The following is a 14,839-nucleotide window of genomic DNA, read 5'->3' as shown; positions in this document are numbered from 1 at the left end:
GCGCATTGCTTGCCGCCCCACCTACGGGGGCTCCGAACCCGTCTGCGGCGGGGTGCGCCGGCCCGCCGCGGCCCGGCGCACCGAACGGTGTCAGGCCGTCTCGACGCTGGTGCGCAGGCGCAGGTCGTCGAGGCTGCGGCCGGTTTCCACGGTGTAGCTGCCGGGGATCAGGCGCCAGGTCCCGGCTTCCTCGTCCCAGAGCTCGGCGGCTCGGCGGGGCAGCACGACGGTCGCTTCGGCGGTCTCACCGGGTTCTGCCGTCACGGACGCGAAGCCGGCGAGGCGGCGGGCCGGGCGTTCGGCGGCATCCCCCTCCGGGACGGCGAGGTAGACCTGGACCACTTCGCGTCCGGCCCGGTCGCCGGCGTTGCGCACGCGGACGGTGAGCCTGCCCAGCTCGTCCGCGCCCTGCGGTGCGGCGAGCTCGGCCGATTCGTACTGCCAGTCGGTGTAGCCGAGGCCGTGCCCGAAGCAGTACGCCGGGGCGGTCCCGGCCCGCTGCCAGGCCCGGTAGCCGATGAAAACGCCTTCGTCGTAGCGGAGTTCTCCGTCGACCGGGGTCACCTGGGTGACCGGGGCGTCCGCCAGCTGCACCGGCCAAGTGGTGGGCAGCCGGCCGCCCGGCTCCTCGACGCCGAGCAGGACGTCGGCGAGCGCGGCACCGGCCTCCTGGCCGGGGAACCAGGTGAGCAGGACGGCGGCGACGTCCTCGCGCCACGGCATCTCCACCGGTGAACCCGAGTTGACCACCACGACGGTGTTCGGGTTGGCCTCCGCCACCCGCTGCACCAGCTCGTCCTGCCGGCCGGGCAGCCGCAGGCTCGTGCGGTCGGCGCCCTCGCTCTCCACCCGCTCGGTGGTGGCGACGATGACGATCGCCGTCCCGGCGGATCGCGCGGCGGCGACCGCCTCGTCGAGGAGTTCGTCGGCGTCGCGCTGCGGGTCCAGGTGCGCGAGGCCGACGCCCACCGAGTCCAGCGGCAGCGGCGTCGCGCTCTTGGGGATGACGTTGAGCAGGCTGACCTCGACCGCCTCCCCGGCGGCGAGCTCGACCTGGCCCCGCTCCACCGGGGCCTCGAAGAACGCCTCGAACGGGTCGCGGCCGTCGAGCGAGTGCGCGCCGTCGAAGACGACTTCGCCGGCCACGGTGAGCTTGAACCCGCCGAGGCCCTTGGTGCCGAAGGTGTGCAGGCCGCTCTCGCGCGGGGTGAACGTGCCGACGATCTCGACGCTGTGCAGCTCCTCGTAGCGCACGCCGTCGGGGAAGTCGCCGTGCCACTGCACCATCCCGTTGGGCAGCTCCTCCTCGCCCAGCACCCGGCCGTCCGCGTCGCGCACGACCGCCCGAAGGGCGAAGCCGGCCCCGGCGATCCCGAGTTCGTCGCTGGTCTCGGTGCCGACCGCGAAGGTCACCTGGCCACCGGGCAGCGCGGCGCGCAGCCCGTCGAGCGGGGACACGACGCGGTCCGGGAACACCTGGGCAGAACCACCGCCGAGCACCCGGGCGTCCCGCGCCGCCGAACCGATCACGGCGACCCCGGAAGCGGCCGACGGGTCGAGCGGCAGCAGGTGGTTCTCGTTGCGGACCAGGACGAATGCGCGCCTGGCGATCTCCCGCGCGAGCGCGTGCCCGTCGACCTCGGCGGGCCGCTCCTCAGCCGCGACGGCGGCCGGTACGCCCTCCAGCGCTCCGACCCGGGCGGCGAGCCGCAGGACGTTGCGCACCGCATCGTCCACAACGGACTCGTCGACCTCGCCGGCGCGGACCGCGGCGGCCAGCGCCTCGCCGTAGACCGTGCGGGGGCCGGGCATGGCGACGTCCAGGCCGCCCCGGATGGCGCCCGCCGTGTCACGCGCGGCGAACCAGTCGGACACGATGTAGCCGTCGAAACCCCACTCCCCGCGCAAGACCTCGTTCTGCAGCCGGGAGTGCTCGGTCATCGTCGGGCCGTTCACCGAGTTGTAGGCGGCCATCACGCCCCACGGGCGGGCCCGCTCGACGATCATCTCGAACGGCGCCAGGTAGAGCTCGCGCAGCGCCCGCTCGCCGACGATGTTGTTGACGGTGAAGCGCTCGGTCTCCGCGTCGTTGGCGACGAAGTGCTTGACCGTGGTGCCGACCCCGCCCTCCTGCACGCCGCGCACGTAACCGGTGCCGATCTCGCCGGTCAGGTGCGGGTCCTCGGAGTAGCACTCGAAGTGCCGCCCGCCCAGCGGCGAGCGGTGCAGGTTCACCGTGGGCGCGAGCAGCACGTGCACCCCCTTGCGCCGAGCCTCCTGGGCCAGCAGGTGACCGGCGCGCCGGGCCAGTTCCGGGTCCCAGGTGGCGGCCAGCGCGGTGGGGCTGGGCAGCGCGATCGACGGGTCGTCCGCCGTCCAGCGCACGCCGCGCACCCCGATCGGCCCGTCGGACATCACCAGCGGGGCGAGCCCGATCTCGGGCAGAGCGGGCAACGACCACATGCTCTGCCCGGCGAGCAGCCTGGCCTTGGCATCCAGGTCGAGTCGGGCGAGTGCCGCCGCGACCGCGGCGTCGTAGCTGACCACTGTGGACTCCTCCGGTTCGTGGTTGGTGGAACGGTTCATCGGGTGCCCTTGATGCGGGTGACCAGGAGCGCGCCCAGCAGCGTGGCGGCTGCGGCGATGCCGAACAGCAGCGGGTAGTTCTGCCCGCCGCCGACGGCCAGCACGAACGGGGCGATCATCGGCATCAACGACTGGGGGAGGGCGTTGGCGATGTTCACGATCCCCAGGTCCTTCGCGCGGCTGCTCTCGTCGGGCAGGACATGCGTGATCAGCGCGGTGTCGACGGCGTAGAACAGGCCGCCGCCGACGCTGATGACCAGCTGGGCGACCACGATCGCGGACAGGCCCGGGGCGGCGGCGAGCAGGCCGATGCCGATCGCGACGATCAGACCGGAGACCATCACGAACGGCTTGCGGCGGCCGGTCCGGTCGGAGAGCCAGCCGCCCAGCGCGGCCGTGGCGGCCTGGAGGCCGTAGCCGCCGGCGACGAGCGCGGCGACCAGGCCCGCGGTGGCGGCGGCGTCGAGGCCCATCCGGAACGGCACGTAGTAGGCCAGGTACGTCATCGGTGCGACCGAGCCGAACATGACCAGGAACTTGGTGAACCAGGCCCAGCCGAAGTCCGGGGCGCGCCGCGGGTCGAACACGAAGCTGCCGAGGAACTCCCGGACCGAGAACGGCTGCGGTGCCCCGGCCGGGGTCCGGTCGGGGAGGGTGGCGGCGAACCAGCAGACCAGGCCGACGGCCAGCACGGCCGGGAGCAGCAGCATGACGCGCAGGTCCGAGGTGAACGCGGCGATGCCCGAGCCCACCAGCACGGCGCCGGTCAGGCTGGTGCCGATCGCACCGGACGCCCTGCCCAGGCCGGATTCGGGGACCTGGTCGGGGATGCTCGCCATGAGCGCCGAGAACGCGGCGTTGAAGGAGCACTGGGTGATCGCCCACCCGATGACCAGCGCGGGCACCGACGGAAGGAAGGCGATCATGCAGAGCCCGAGGGCGCCGCCGACGACCCCGCCGACCAGCCACGGGCGGCGGCGGCCGAAGCGCGAGCGGGTGCGGTCGGACAACCGGCCGAACAGCGGGTTCGCGACCATCGCCAGCACCGCCCCGATGCCCAGCACCAGGCCGAGGGTCGATTCCTTGTGCTGCGGTGCGACTTCCGCGACGCGCAGCGCCATGGTGACGACCACCGGGGTCAGCAGTGCGCTGTAGAGACCGAGGTTCGCCAGGCCCAAGCGGAGCACGAAGCCGCGCGGGGCGCTCCGGTCGGCTTCCGGCGGCGTGGTGCGGGTGAGGGCAGTCGGTCTGTCCACTGCCGTACCTCCTCGTTGAGGTAAGGGAAAGGGGGAATTCGGGCAGGCCGGAGCGGGTACGCCGCCCTGTCGTCGGCAGCATCCTGACCGATTCACCTGTAGATCAGTAGGCGTCGTTACATTTTCGCAATAATTTGTGCTGCTGGGTGTTCCCGACGACTACGCTCGGTTCCGTGACAGCGGATCGATCAGCACCACGGGGCAGGGCGCTGCGCAGCGAGAGCCGGCGCGCCGAGATCCTGCAGGCAGCGATGTCGGTGATCGCCGAGCGCGGCTACCGGGGCGCCTCGCTCAGCGCGGTGGCCGAACGCGTCGGCATGACCCAGCAGGGCCTGCTGCACTACTTCCCGACCCGGGAGGCGTTGCTCATCGCGGTGCTCGAAGCCCGGGACGAGTGGGACACCGGCGGAACCCAGGGCGGTGCGCACGCCTGGCCGCTGGAGATGTGGACCCTCCTGGTCGACTACAACACGACGCGCAGCGGTGTCGTGCAGACGTTCTCGGCCTTGCTCGGCGAGAGCGTGACCGACAACCAGCCGGCGCGCGAGTACTTCGCCCAGCGCTACGTGATGGTCCGCGAGCGCGCGGCGGCGACCCTGCGCCACGAGTTCGGGGAGCGGCTCCCCGGCGGGCTGACCCCGGAGGAAGCGGCGCCGCTGGTGGTCGCGGTGATGGACGGCATGCAGTTCCAGTGGTTGCTCGACCCGGACAGCGCCGACATGTCCGCCGCCTTCCGCCACCTGATCGCGCTGCTCGGCGAGGAGCGGCCGCAGGGCGGTTGAGGCGGCTCCTGTCACGTGGTTTCGAAGGTGGCCATCATGCCCATGTCCTCGTGCTCGGCGTTGTGGCAGTGGAAGACGTAGCGGCCGCGGTAGTGCTCGAAGCGGGTGATGACCTCCACCGCTTCGCCGGGTTGCAGGTCGACGGTGTCCTTCCAGCCCGCGTCGAGCGGGTGCGGTTCGCGGTTGCCGCGGGAGAGGACCTGGAAGTGGGCCAGGTGCAGGTGGATCGGGTGGTGCAGGTCCGCGACGAAGCGCCAGATCTCGACGTCGCCGAGGCGCGGGCGGGCCGCGACGTAGCCCGTGTCGAAGGGGCGGCCGCCGATCAGCCAGCCGCGCCGATCGCCGTGGCGACCGCTGCGGAAGGCGAAATCCCTGGTCACCACGGCTTGTTCGCGGCGCAGCGGTTCCACTTCGGACAGTCGGGGCGGGATGGCGGAGTCGTCGGGTTCGCGGCGGGTCACGCGGAACCGCATCACCTGCGCGGTCGAGCCGGTGCCCAGGCGGTTCACCAGGGTGACCTCGGTGCCGACCGGGTAGCGGCCGAAGTCGACGATCACGTCGTGGCGCTCCGCTGAGGCCAGCGCGATGCTGTCGTGCGCGACGGGGGATGCCAGCAGGCCGCCGTCCGAGCCGATCTGCACGAACGCCGGGCCGTCCGGCGGTGGTGGGTCCAGCGCGAGTTCGTAGCGGCGGGCGTTGGAAGCGTTGAGGACGCGCAACCGGTGCCGGGTCGCGGACACCTCGTGCACCGGCCACGGCACGCCGTTGACCAGGACGACGTCGCCGAGGACACCGGCCGCGTACGCGTCTGTCACGCCGGGGACGGTAGTCAGTGACGGGTCCAGCGAGGGGTAGTCGAACGATCCGTCCGCGGCGAACGCGCGGTCGGTGATCAGCAGCGGGATCTCGCGTTCGCCGCGCGGCAGCGGGAGGGCGTCCTCCTCGTCGTCGCGGACGACGTGCAGCCCGGCCAACCCCCGGTACACGGCCGGGCCGGTGAAGTCCATCCGGTGGTCGTGGTACCAGAGCAGCGCGGCGCGCTGGTCCAGCGGGTAGATGTACTCGCGGCTGCCTCGCGCGATGCTGGCCCGCGGGTCGTGCATGCCGTGGTGGCCGTGGTTCCAGCCGCGCGTCGGCAGGACGAGGTCGGTCGGATAGCCGTCGGACTCCGGTGGGGTGCGGCCGCCGTGCAGGTGGGCGACGGTCGGCACCGGGAGCTCGTTGCGGTGGCGGATGATCGCGGTGCGGCCGCGCCGCGATTCGACGGTGGGGCCGGGGAAGATGCCTTCGTAGCCCCAGATCGGGGTGCGCAGTCCGGGCAGGATCTCCGCCATCGCCTCGCGCGCGGTGATCTCGTAGCGGTCGGCGAAGTCGTCCTGCGCAACGGGTTCCAGCACGGGCGGGATCGCCAGCGGGAGCTGGAAGGGAGCGGGCAGGGGGACCGCGCTGCGCAGCACTGCGCCGGTCGAGGTGTGCCGGGCCAGCAGTTGCGGGCCGCCCAACCCCGCCGCCAGCACGATTCCGGCGCCGCCGGCCAGACCGAGGAACCGCCGGCGCCCCATCGCGGTGCTCATCGCGCGACCTCCGGAGCGCCCAGCGCGCTCGGTCGCCAGAGCGCGACCAGCGAGACCGTGCTCAGGGCGATCAGTGCGACGCCGAGCGGAAAGTGCACGCCGAGGGCGCCGAGCAGTCCCGCGAAGTACTGGCCGGTTTCGCCGAGGACGATCAGCGCGGCCGCCGCGCTGGGCCAGCGGGGGCCGCGCCGGGCCCAGAGGACGAGGGCGGCCGCCAGCTGCGCCAGTCCGAGGTAGTAGACGACGTCCGCGCCCACCGCGTGGACGTGCAGCATGTCGTAGTCGCCGCTGAGCAGCACACCCGCGAACACCGGTTGCCCGAAGATCGCGATCGCGTGCGCCGAGGCGATGGCGCGGAGGGTCAGCAGCACCGGACGTGCCCGGTTGCGCTCGGGTTTGGCCGTTCCGGCCGAAGTGGACGGTCCCATCGTCGCTTCCTGGTGATCAGAGGATCTTGACCACGACGTTAGGGACGGATTCCGATACCTTCCAAGACCAATTCTGCGATGAATTCATGCCCCATGGGGCATCATGGGTGCATGGACCTGCTGCCGCTGCGCTACTTCCAGGCGGTCGCCCGCCACGAGCACATCAGCCGGGCCGCCGCCGAGCTGCGGGTGTCCCAGCCGTCGCTGTCGCGGACGATCGCGCGGCTGGAGAAGGAGCTCGGTGTGCCGCTGTTCGACCGGCAGGGCCGCCAGATCCGGTTGAACCGCTTCGGTTCGGCGTTCCTGGCCCGGGTGGATCGGGCGCTGGCCGAGCTCGACGACGGCCGGCAGGAGCTCTCGGACGCGGTCGGCCTGGTGCGCGGCAGCGTCGCGGTGGCGACGGAGACGCTGCTGACCTTGTCGGGTGCCCTGGTCGGATTCCGCGCCGAGCACCCCGACGTCGACGTGCGGCTGTACCAGTCGTCGGCCACGGCGATGCTCCAGCGGCTGCGCCGCGGCGAGGTGGACCTCTGCCTGTCCTCGCAGCCGGTCGACGATCCGGCGCTGGAGACGGCCGAGGTCCTGCGCGAGGAGGTGCTGCTGGCGGTGCCGCGCGAGCACCCGCTGGCGTCGCGGACCAGCGTCGGCATCGCCGAGATCGCCGAGGAACCGTTCATCACCACCAGCGGCGACTTCTGGCAGCGGGAGCTGACCGACCGCTTGTTCGCGGCCGTCGGCCGGCGCGCCAACATCGTCTGCGAGAGCGACGAACCGGCGGCGAGCGCGTTCCTGGTGAGCCTCGGACTGGGTGTGGGGCTCGTCCCGGAGATGGCGAGCAGGTACGACGTGGCCCCCTTGGTGTTCCTGCACGTCGACGCACCGGGCTGCGAGCGCGTGCTGTCCTACGTGTGGCGCCGCGACGCCTATTCCTCGGCTGCGGCGCGCCGCTTCCGCGAGCACACCACTGAAACCCTCCGCCGAGAAGCGCGGAGCTGACCGCCGCGGGACCGGCGGTGGGCGAACGGACCGTTCGCCTCGGCGGAGGAGGTGGAGGCTCCGCCCCTTCCAATGTCCGGAGTGGACTGTCAACGCGGGGGTGCGGCGTGCTCCAGGTCGTCGATGCTGCCGGACATGATGGTGCGGATGTGCTCGGTGATGTGCTGGAGCGGCCAGTCCCACCAGGTCAGGGCGAGGAGGCGGTCGACGTCCGCATCGGAGTAGCGGCGGCGGATGAGCTTGGCGGGGTTGCCGCCGACGATGCCGTAGTCGGGGACGTCGTCGACCACGACCGCTCCGGACGCGATGATCGCCCCGTGGCCGATCCGGACGCCGGGCATCACCGTGGACCGGTAGCCGAACCAGACGTCGTTGCCCACCACGGTGTCGCCTCGTCCGGGCAGGCCGGCGATGAGGTCGAAGTGCTCGCTCCAGGAGCCGCCCATGATCGGGAACGGGAACGTGGACGGGCCGTCCATGCGGTGGTTGGCGCCGTTCATGATGAACCGCACGCCCTCTCCCAGCGCGCAGAACTTCCCGATCACCAGCTTCTCCGGCCCGTAGTGGTAGAGCACGTTGCGGGTTTCGAAGGCGGTCGGATCCTCCGGATCGTCGTAGTAGGAGAACTCCCCGACCTCGATCAGCGGCGAGGTGATCAACGGCTTCAGCAGCACCACCCGGGGTTGTCCGGGCATTGGATGCACCACGGTCGGGTCGGCCGGTGCGGTTGACATCGCTGATCCTCCGTTATTGCGACAAGTGTTACTTTAAGAGCCTCCCATGGCACCGCCGCGTCGAGCAACGGAATTACCAGCGATGACTTCTCCAGAACCTCGCCGCCGCCCAGGCGGCCGAACCGCACGCATCCGCCAGCAGGTGCTCGACGCGGTCCTCGCGGAGCTCGGCGAGCACGGTTATGACGGGCTCGCGGTGGAAACCGTCGCCGCCCGGGCTGGCGTGCACCGCGCGACGGTGTACCGGCGCTGGGGCGACGTCGGCGGCCTGCTCGCAGACGTCCTGGACGCGGCTGGCGACGACGACTGGCAGCCCCCGGACACCGGTTCCCTGCACGGGGACCTGGCAGCGCTCAACCAGGAGATCCACGACGCGCTGGTCGCGAAGCCGCCGGTCGTGGCGGCCCTGATCGCCGCCTCGTTCCGCTCCGAGAAGGCCGAACTCGCCCAGCGGCGGCTCTGGGAGGGGCGGTACGCGCGCTGCGAGACCATCGTCAGCCGGGCTGTCCAGCGCGCCGAGGTCCCGCCGGGCACTGACGCGCAGCGACTGCTCATCGCGGCCACCGCGCCCGTGTACCACCAGTTGCTGCTGCTCCGCACGCCACCCGACCCGGCCCTGCCGGACCAGGCGGCCAGGACCGCCGTCCTCGCTGCGTCCGCCGGGGCCTTCGCCGGTGCTTGACGGGTCCTTCGATTGCCGGGCAGGGGTTTTCGGAGCCGTGTGACAGGTCGGCGTGAACGGGGTTAACTGGGTAGCAGGGGTCACAACTGCCTAGTGCGGAGGAATCCGATGCCGTCCACCGAGGTGCACGCCGAAGTTCCCGTTTTCGACTCCGCCTTCGTGCAGGACCTGCACGCGCGGTACGCCGAGATCCGCGACGCCACGCCGGTCCAGCGGATGGTCACGCCGAGCGGCCTGCCGGTCTGGGTGATCACCCGGTACGCCTATGCGCGCGCCGCGCTGGCGGATCCGCGGCTGAGCAAGGAGTCCGCGCGCATCCGCGAGGTGATCACCGCGAACCTGCCGCCGGGCGCGGACCACCGGATGTTCGGCAACGAGCTGTCCGCGCACATGCTCAACATGGATCCGCCGGACCACACCCGGCTGCGCAAGCTGGTGGTCAAGGCCTTCACCAGCCGCCGCGTGGAAGCGCTGCGGCCGCGGGTCGAGGAGATCACCGACCGGTTGCTCGACGAGATGGCCGGGCAGTCCGAAGTGGACTTGTTGGACTCCTTCGCGTTCCCGCTGCCGATCCAGGTCATCTCCGAGCTGGTCGGTGTCGACGAGAGCCGCCGGGACGACTTCCGGGCCTGGACGAACACCCTGCTGGACGCCTCCGACCGCGGAGCGGCGGAGGACGCCGCGATGGCGATGGGCCAGTACCTCACCGAGCTCATCGAGCTCAAGCGCCGCGAGCCCGGCGACGACCTGCTCACCGCGCTGGTCGACGCCACCGACAACGAGGACCGGCTCAGCGACGGCGAACTGATCGCGATGGTGTTCCTGCTGCTGGTGGCCGGGCACGAGACGACGGTCAACCTGATCGGCAACGGCGTGCTGCACCTGCTGCGCAACCCCGACCAGTGGGCGGCGCTGCGGGAGGACCCGGACCTGGTGGCCGGCGCGGTGGAGGAGATGCTGCGCTTCGACGGGCCGGTGATGCACGGGACGTTCCGCTTCACCGCGGAGGCGGTGCCGGTCGGCGACGTGGAGATCCCGGCCGGGCAGATCGTGTGGGTCGGGCTGGCGGCGGCCAACCGCGACCCGGAGCAGTTCCCCGACTCGGAGCGGTTCGACATCACCCGCGACGCGCACGGGCACCTGGCCTTCGGCCACGGGATCCACTTCTGCCTCGGAGCCCAGCTCGCCCGCCTGGAGGGGCAGACCGCGCTGCGCAAGCTCGTCGAACGGTTCCCGGACCTCAGCCCCGCCGGACCGCTGGACGGTGCGGAATGGCGCTTCAGCACCCTGATCCACGGCCTCCGGGCGCTCCCCGTCCACCCCGGCGGGCGCTGACCCGGTTCCGGGGGTGTCAATTTCGTACGAAAGTGACCGTCACCTGGGGCGTTCGACCCAGGTGACGACGCGGGGGCGCGACTTCTAGTCCGGTTCGCCGTGCTCGCCGAACCAGTGGGCGAGCTTGCCGCGGCGGCTGACCGCGCGCAGCCGTCGCTCGGCGGCGGCTCGGTGCTCCACGGTGGTGACGACCAGCAGCTCGTCGCCGATCTCCAGGTAGCTGTCCGGGAGCGGGACGAAGGCCCGGCCGCCCCGCACGACCAGCGGGACCACCGCGGGCTCCGGCAAGCGGAGCTCGACGATGGTCGTGTGGTGCAGCCGGGAGCCGGGCGGCACGGTCATCGTCAGCAACTCGGCGTGGGCGACGTTGAGCGGCACCGAGTCGAGCTGGATCTCGCGGGGCGCCTCGCGCGGGATGATGCCCAGCAGCCGGGCCAGCGGGCGCAGGCTCGGGGCCTGCACCAGGGTGAACGCGACGACCAGCACGAACACGATGTCCAGCACCCGCTGGCTGCCCGGCACGCCCTGCACGATCGGGAACGTCGCCAGCACGATCGGCACCGCACCGCGCAGGCCCGCCCAGGACAGGAACACCTGTTCCCGCCACGGCACGTGGAAGCCCACCAGCGGCAGCACCACCGACACCGGGCGGGCGACCAGCAGCAGGACCAGGCCGATGACCAGCGCGGGCAGCACTTCGCCGGGCAGCTCGCTCGGCGTCACCAGCAGGCCGAGCAGCACGAACAGCCCGATCTGCGCGATCCAGCCGAGTCCTTCGGCGAAGGAGCGGGTGGCCGAGCGGTGCGGCAGCCGCCCGGTGTTGCCCAGCGCCAAGCCGGACAGGTAGGCGGCGAGGAACCCGCTGGCCTCCGCGGCGCCACCGGCGGCGAAGGCGATCACGCAGAGCCCGAACGTCGCCACCGGGTACAGCCCGGCGGCCGGCAGCGCCAAGCGCGGCAGCACCTTCGCCCCGCCCACGCCGATGGCCAGCCCGATCGCCGCTCCGATGGTCAGCTGGTAGAGCAGGTCGACCGTGATCTCCAGCGGCGAGACCTCCAGCGGGACGGTGCTGAACAGCAGCACGAAGATCACGGTCGGCGCGTCGTTGAACCCGGATTCGGCCTCCAGCAACCCGGCGAGCCGCTTGGGCAGCGGCAGCACCCGGAGCACGGAGAACACCGCTGCCGCGTCCGTGGACGACACGATGGCCCCCACCAGCAGCGACAGCTGCCAGTCGATGCCCAGCAGCAGGTGCGCGCCCAGGGCCGTGACCACCAGGCTGATGCCGACGCCGATCGTGGCGAGCATGGTGGCGGGCGCGAGTAATCGCCGGATGTCGGACCATCGGGTGGACAGACCACCTTCGATGAGGATGATGGCCAGCGCCGCCGTGCCCAGGTTCTGCGCGATCTGGGCGTCGTGGAACTTGATGCCCAGCACGTCCTCGCCGAGCACCACGCCCAGCCCGAGGTAGATCAGCAGGCTGGGCAGCCCGAGCCGGGAGGCGAGGAGCGCGGCCACCGCACCGGCCAGGAGCACGAGTCCACCGACGAGCAGCACCAGGTACAACTGCTGCAGACTCATCGCATCCCCGCTCGACCGCCTACTCCGGTCGAACCAGTACAACAACATCGACCGGGTTGCGCGGCCCAGGACGACTCGCGAGTCGCGGTGGTGGCGCCAGCCGACGGCCTTTTGTTGCACCGCTGTTATCCAGCGGGTTCGTGCACCACCTCCGCGACCTGTGACGCGCTGTCGCGTGGTCGGACGAGTCGTGAGCGGCGGTGGTTGCTCTTACGGCCATCGCCGCTCACGATGGATCTCCACTGTGGACCTCGTTCTCGAGGAGGAGGTCCGGGGGCCTTCGGGTGGATAAGTTGGCGCAGTGCGGACTGCAACGAATCGGCTGGTCGTCGACGGCCCGGTAGCCGTGCTCTGCGGGGCGGTCGGGGCCGCGGTGTCGTTGAGCGCCGTGGCCGGCGCGAGCCTTCCGGAGTGGGTGGCGCTGGTCGCGATCCTGGTCGGGCTCACCGCGTGCCTGGGCGTGCGCCGCGTCTGGCCGACGGCGGCGTTCGTTGTCGGCTCGGCGCTCATGCTGGTGCTGGTCGCGCTGCCGAACGTCGGCGACCAGGGCATTCCGCCGATCCTGCTGCCGTTCTCGCTGATCCACCCGGTGCTGCTGCACGCGGTCGTCTCGCACACCGAGCGCTCCGCGCTACCGGTCGCCTGCGGTCTGCTCGGTGCCGCGATCGCGGTGGTGCGCGGGGTGATCGGCTTCCCGGTCGATCCGCTGGGCACGGCCGGGGTACTGGCCGCTGCGGCGTTCGGGTCCGTGCTCGCGGCTTGGGCGCTCGGGCGCTACTCGCGGATCAGCGTCGCCTACGTGCGGTCCCTCGAGGAGCGGGCGGCCCAGGCCGAGCTGTTGCGCGAGCAGCAGGTGCGCGAGGCCATCGCCGCAGAACGCCGGTTGATCGCCCGCGAGATCCACGACGTGGCCGCGCATTCCCTCGCGGTCGTGCTGGCCCAGGCCGACACCGCACGACTGGTCTTCGACCGCGATCGGGACAAGGCGCGGGAGATGATCGGCACGGCGGTGGAGGTGGGGCGGCAGGCGATGGGGGAGTTGCGCAGCATGCTCGGCGTCCTGCGCACCGGTGACGAGACCGCGCCGACGGGCCAGGACCTCGCCGAACTGGTCGAGACGTTCCGACGCGCCGGCGCCGATGTCGAGCTGGTGGACGAGGGCGAGCCGCAGGAGATCGACACCGCGCAGCGGCACGCCGTCTACCGGATCGTGCAGGAGTCGGTGACCAACGCGCTCAAGCACGTCGGGCCGGACGTGCGCTGCCGGGTCGTGCTGGACTGGACGCGGGAACGGCTCACCGTGACCGTCGCGGACGACGGTCCGGGCACCTCGGCGGACCTGACCGCCGCCGGTGGGTTCGGCATCGTGGGGATGGCCGAGCGGATGCGGCAGATCGGAGGCGATTTCGAAGTGCGCAGCGCACCGGGTGCGGGAACCGAGGTGCGGGCCGGGTTCGGCCTGCTGGAGGTGCCGCGATGACGATCCGCGTGGTGGTCGCCGACGACCAGCAGCTCATCCGCTCCGCGCTGACCACCGTGCTCGGGCTGCACGACGACCTGACCTGCGTCGCCGAGGTCTCCACCGGGCGGGAAGCGCTGGCGGTGTGCCGGGCGAGCCGGGTGGACGTGGTGCTGATGGACATCCGGATGCCGGACCTGGACGGCATCGCCGCGACCGAGCTGATCACCGCCGAGCTGCCGGGCACCCGGGTGCTCGTGCTGACCACCTTCGACCTCGACGAGAACCTGTTCGCCGCGCTGCGGGCCGGGGCCAGCGGTTTCCTGACCAAGGACACGCCGGGCGAGGAGGTCGTGGCCGCGGTGCGGACCGTTCACGAGGGGCATTCGATCGTCTCCCCGCGCGCCACCCGCAGCCTGCTGGAGCTGGCCCGCACGTCCGCGCCGCAGCCGCCGGAACCCGGCTGGGAGGCGCTGACCGGGCGCGAACGCGACGTGCTCGTGGAGCTGGCGCGCGGCTCCTCCAACGTCGAGATCGGCGCTGCCCTGCACCTGGCGGAGACCACGGTGAAGACGCACGTGGGCAGCATCCTGCGCAAGCTCGGCGTCCGGGACCGCCTGCACGCGGTGATCTGGGCCTACGAGAACGGGGTCGTGCGGAGCTGATCTCCTCCTCGCGGAGGAGGCGGTCGGTCCGCCGCGGAGGAGTTCCGGAACGGGCGTTCCGGCCAGCATTCCGGGCATGAACGAACACCGATTCTCCGATATCGCAACCGGGATCGTCGGGCTCGCGCTGCTGGTGATCCCGCCGCTGTGCTGGGCGACCGGCGCACCCAACCCGCTGGCCGCACCGGGCGACAGCTCCGGTCGATCGCTGGCCCTGCTGCCGCAGCCGATGGCGCACCTGGTCATGGCCGTGTGCGGGGTGGTCGTCGTCGCCGCTGCTGCGTGGCAGAACCGCGCAGTCCGGATCACCGCGCTCGGCGCGTTCGCGCTGCTCCTGGACGCCGGTGCGCTGGCCGCGATCGGCTACCTGCCGTTCATGGTCGTCTCAGCGGTGACCGGTCACGTCGACAACCTCAGCGCCTACCTCTCGATCCCGCTGCTGATGCAGCTCGGCATGGCCGTGGCCGCCGCGAGTCTGCTGTGGACGGTGGTGGACCGGCCGGTGTCCGGAACCCACGAGCGCGCCCGGATCCGCACCGCGAGGTGGACCCGGATCGCGATGATCGCGCCCCTGTTCTACGCGGCGACGCGCGTGCTGATGGCGCTCGACGTGCCGGGCTTCGCGATGCCGTCGATGGACGTGTCGGGCAAGGCGGCCGGGCTCGGGCTGGCGCTGGCCGCGGTCGGCGGCACCGCGCTCACCTGGGGCCTGATCCGGCCGTGGGGCGAGCGCTGGCCGCGCTGGATCCCGTTCGCCG

The 14,839-nt window shown here is 71.9% G+C and carries 12 protein-coding genes and 1 pseudogene; 7 read left to right on the top strand and 6 right to left on the bottom strand.

The features are described from left to right. Positions 1-90 precede the first annotated feature (90 nt). Positions 91-2,586 (bottom strand): glycoside hydrolase family 3 protein, encoded by a 2,496-nt coding sequence (locus ABTZ89_RS23115; protein ID WP_351048087.1) that lies wholly within the window; start codon positions 2,584-2,586, stop codon positions 91-93. Beyond that, positions 2,583-3,842: an MFS transporter gene (locus ABTZ89_RS23110; protein ID WP_351048084.1), complete on the bottom strand. Its 1,260-nt coding sequence runs from the start codon at positions 3,840-3,842 to the stop codon at positions 2,583-2,585. Before ABTZ89_RS23110 ends, ABTZ89_RS23115 begins: the two co-directional genes overlap by 4 nt. A gap of 173 nt (positions 3,843-4,015) precedes the next feature. On the opposite strand from ABTZ89_RS23110, the gene ABTZ89_RS23105 reads away from it, so the two are divergent. Beyond that, positions 4,016-4,624, top strand: coding sequence for a TetR/AcrR family transcriptional regulator (locus tag ABTZ89_RS23105; RefSeq protein ID WP_351048081.1), 609 nt, complete (start codon positions 4,016-4,018; stop codon positions 4,622-4,624). 11 nt (positions 4,625-4,635) lie between these two features. Here ABTZ89_RS23105 and ABTZ89_RS23100 read toward each other — a convergent pair whose 3' ends face one another. Both ABTZ89_RS23100 and ABTZ89_RS23095 read right to left on the bottom strand, forming a co-directional pair. Continuing rightward, positions 4,636-6,198, bottom strand: coding sequence for a multicopper oxidase family protein (locus ABTZ89_RS23100; protein ID WP_351048078.1), 1,563 nt, complete (start codon positions 6,196-6,198; stop codon positions 4,636-4,638). Continuing rightward, positions 6,195-6,626, bottom strand: a complete 432-nt coding sequence (locus tag ABTZ89_RS23095; protein ID WP_351048075.1) for a hypothetical protein — start codon at positions 6,624-6,626, stop codon at positions 6,195-6,197. The genes ABTZ89_RS23100 and ABTZ89_RS23095 overlap by 4 nt, the downstream gene beginning before the upstream one ends. Positions 6,627-6,737: 111 nt before the next feature. Between ABTZ89_RS23095 and ABTZ89_RS23090 the strand changes: the two genes are divergently transcribed. Beyond that, the gene (locus tag ABTZ89_RS23090; protein ID WP_351048072.1) at positions 6,738-7,622 is read left to right on the top strand and encodes a LysR family transcriptional regulator; all 885 of its coding nucleotides are present in this window, start codon (positions 6,738-6,740) and stop codon (positions 7,620-7,622) included. A gap of 89 nt (positions 7,623-7,711) precedes the next feature. On the opposite strand, the gene ABTZ89_RS23085 is transcribed toward ABTZ89_RS23090, so the two are convergent. Further along, complete coding sequence (locus ABTZ89_RS23085; protein WP_270947026.1) at positions 7,712-8,356, bottom strand: CatB-related O-acetyltransferase; 645 nt, start codon at positions 8,354-8,356, stop codon at positions 7,712-7,714. An 82-nt stretch (positions 8,357-8,438) separates the two neighbouring features. Between ABTZ89_RS23085 and ABTZ89_RS23080 the strand changes: the two genes are divergently transcribed. Next, positions 8,439-9,038, top strand: coding sequence for a TetR/AcrR family transcriptional regulator (locus ABTZ89_RS23080; RefSeq protein WP_351048068.1), 600 nt, complete (start codon positions 8,439-8,441; stop codon positions 9,036-9,038). 108 nt (positions 9,039-9,146) lie between these two features. After that, positions 9,147-10,373, top strand: a complete 1,227-nt coding sequence (locus tag ABTZ89_RS23075) for a cytochrome P450 family protein (protein ID WP_351048065.1) — start codon at positions 9,147-9,149, stop codon at positions 10,371-10,373. An 84-nt stretch (positions 10,374-10,457) separates the two neighbouring features. On the opposite strand, the gene ABTZ89_RS23070 is transcribed toward ABTZ89_RS23075, so the two are convergent. Further along, on the bottom strand, positions 10,458-11,951 hold the full coding sequence (locus tag ABTZ89_RS23070) for a potassium/proton antiporter (protein WP_270947119.1): 1,494 nt from the start codon (positions 11,949-11,951) through the stop codon (positions 10,458-10,460). A gap of 307 nt (positions 11,952-12,258) precedes the next feature. Here ABTZ89_RS23070 and ABTZ89_RS23065 point away from each other — a divergent pair, with 307 nt between their 5' ends. The 3 genes and pseudogenes from ABTZ89_RS23065 to ABTZ89_RS23055 form a co-directional block, all read left to right on the top strand. Continuing rightward, complete coding sequence (locus ABTZ89_RS23065) at positions 12,259-13,437, top strand: sensor histidine kinase (RefSeq protein ID WP_351048062.1); 1,179 nt, start codon at positions 12,259-12,261, stop codon at positions 13,435-13,437. Further along, positions 13,434-14,081: a response regulator transcription factor gene (locus tag ABTZ89_RS23060; RefSeq protein WP_270947030.1), complete on the top strand. Its 648-nt coding sequence runs from the start codon at positions 13,434-13,436 to the stop codon at positions 14,079-14,081. The genes ABTZ89_RS23065 and ABTZ89_RS23060 overlap by 4 nt, the downstream gene beginning before the upstream one ends. A gap of 76 nt (positions 14,082-14,157) precedes the next feature. After that, positions 14,158-14,839 (top strand): annotated as a pseudogene (locus tag ABTZ89_RS23055) (hypothetical protein); the annotation flags it as partial.

It is taken from the genome of Saccharopolyspora sp. NPDC002686, from assembly GCF_040295745.1.
Classification (GTDB): domain Bacteria; phylum Actinomycetota; class Actinomycetes; order Mycobacteriales; family Pseudonocardiaceae; genus Saccharopolyspora; species Saccharopolyspora oryzae.
Note: the sequence above shows the minus strand (reverse complement) of the source record. Positions and strands in the feature narration are given on the sequence as shown.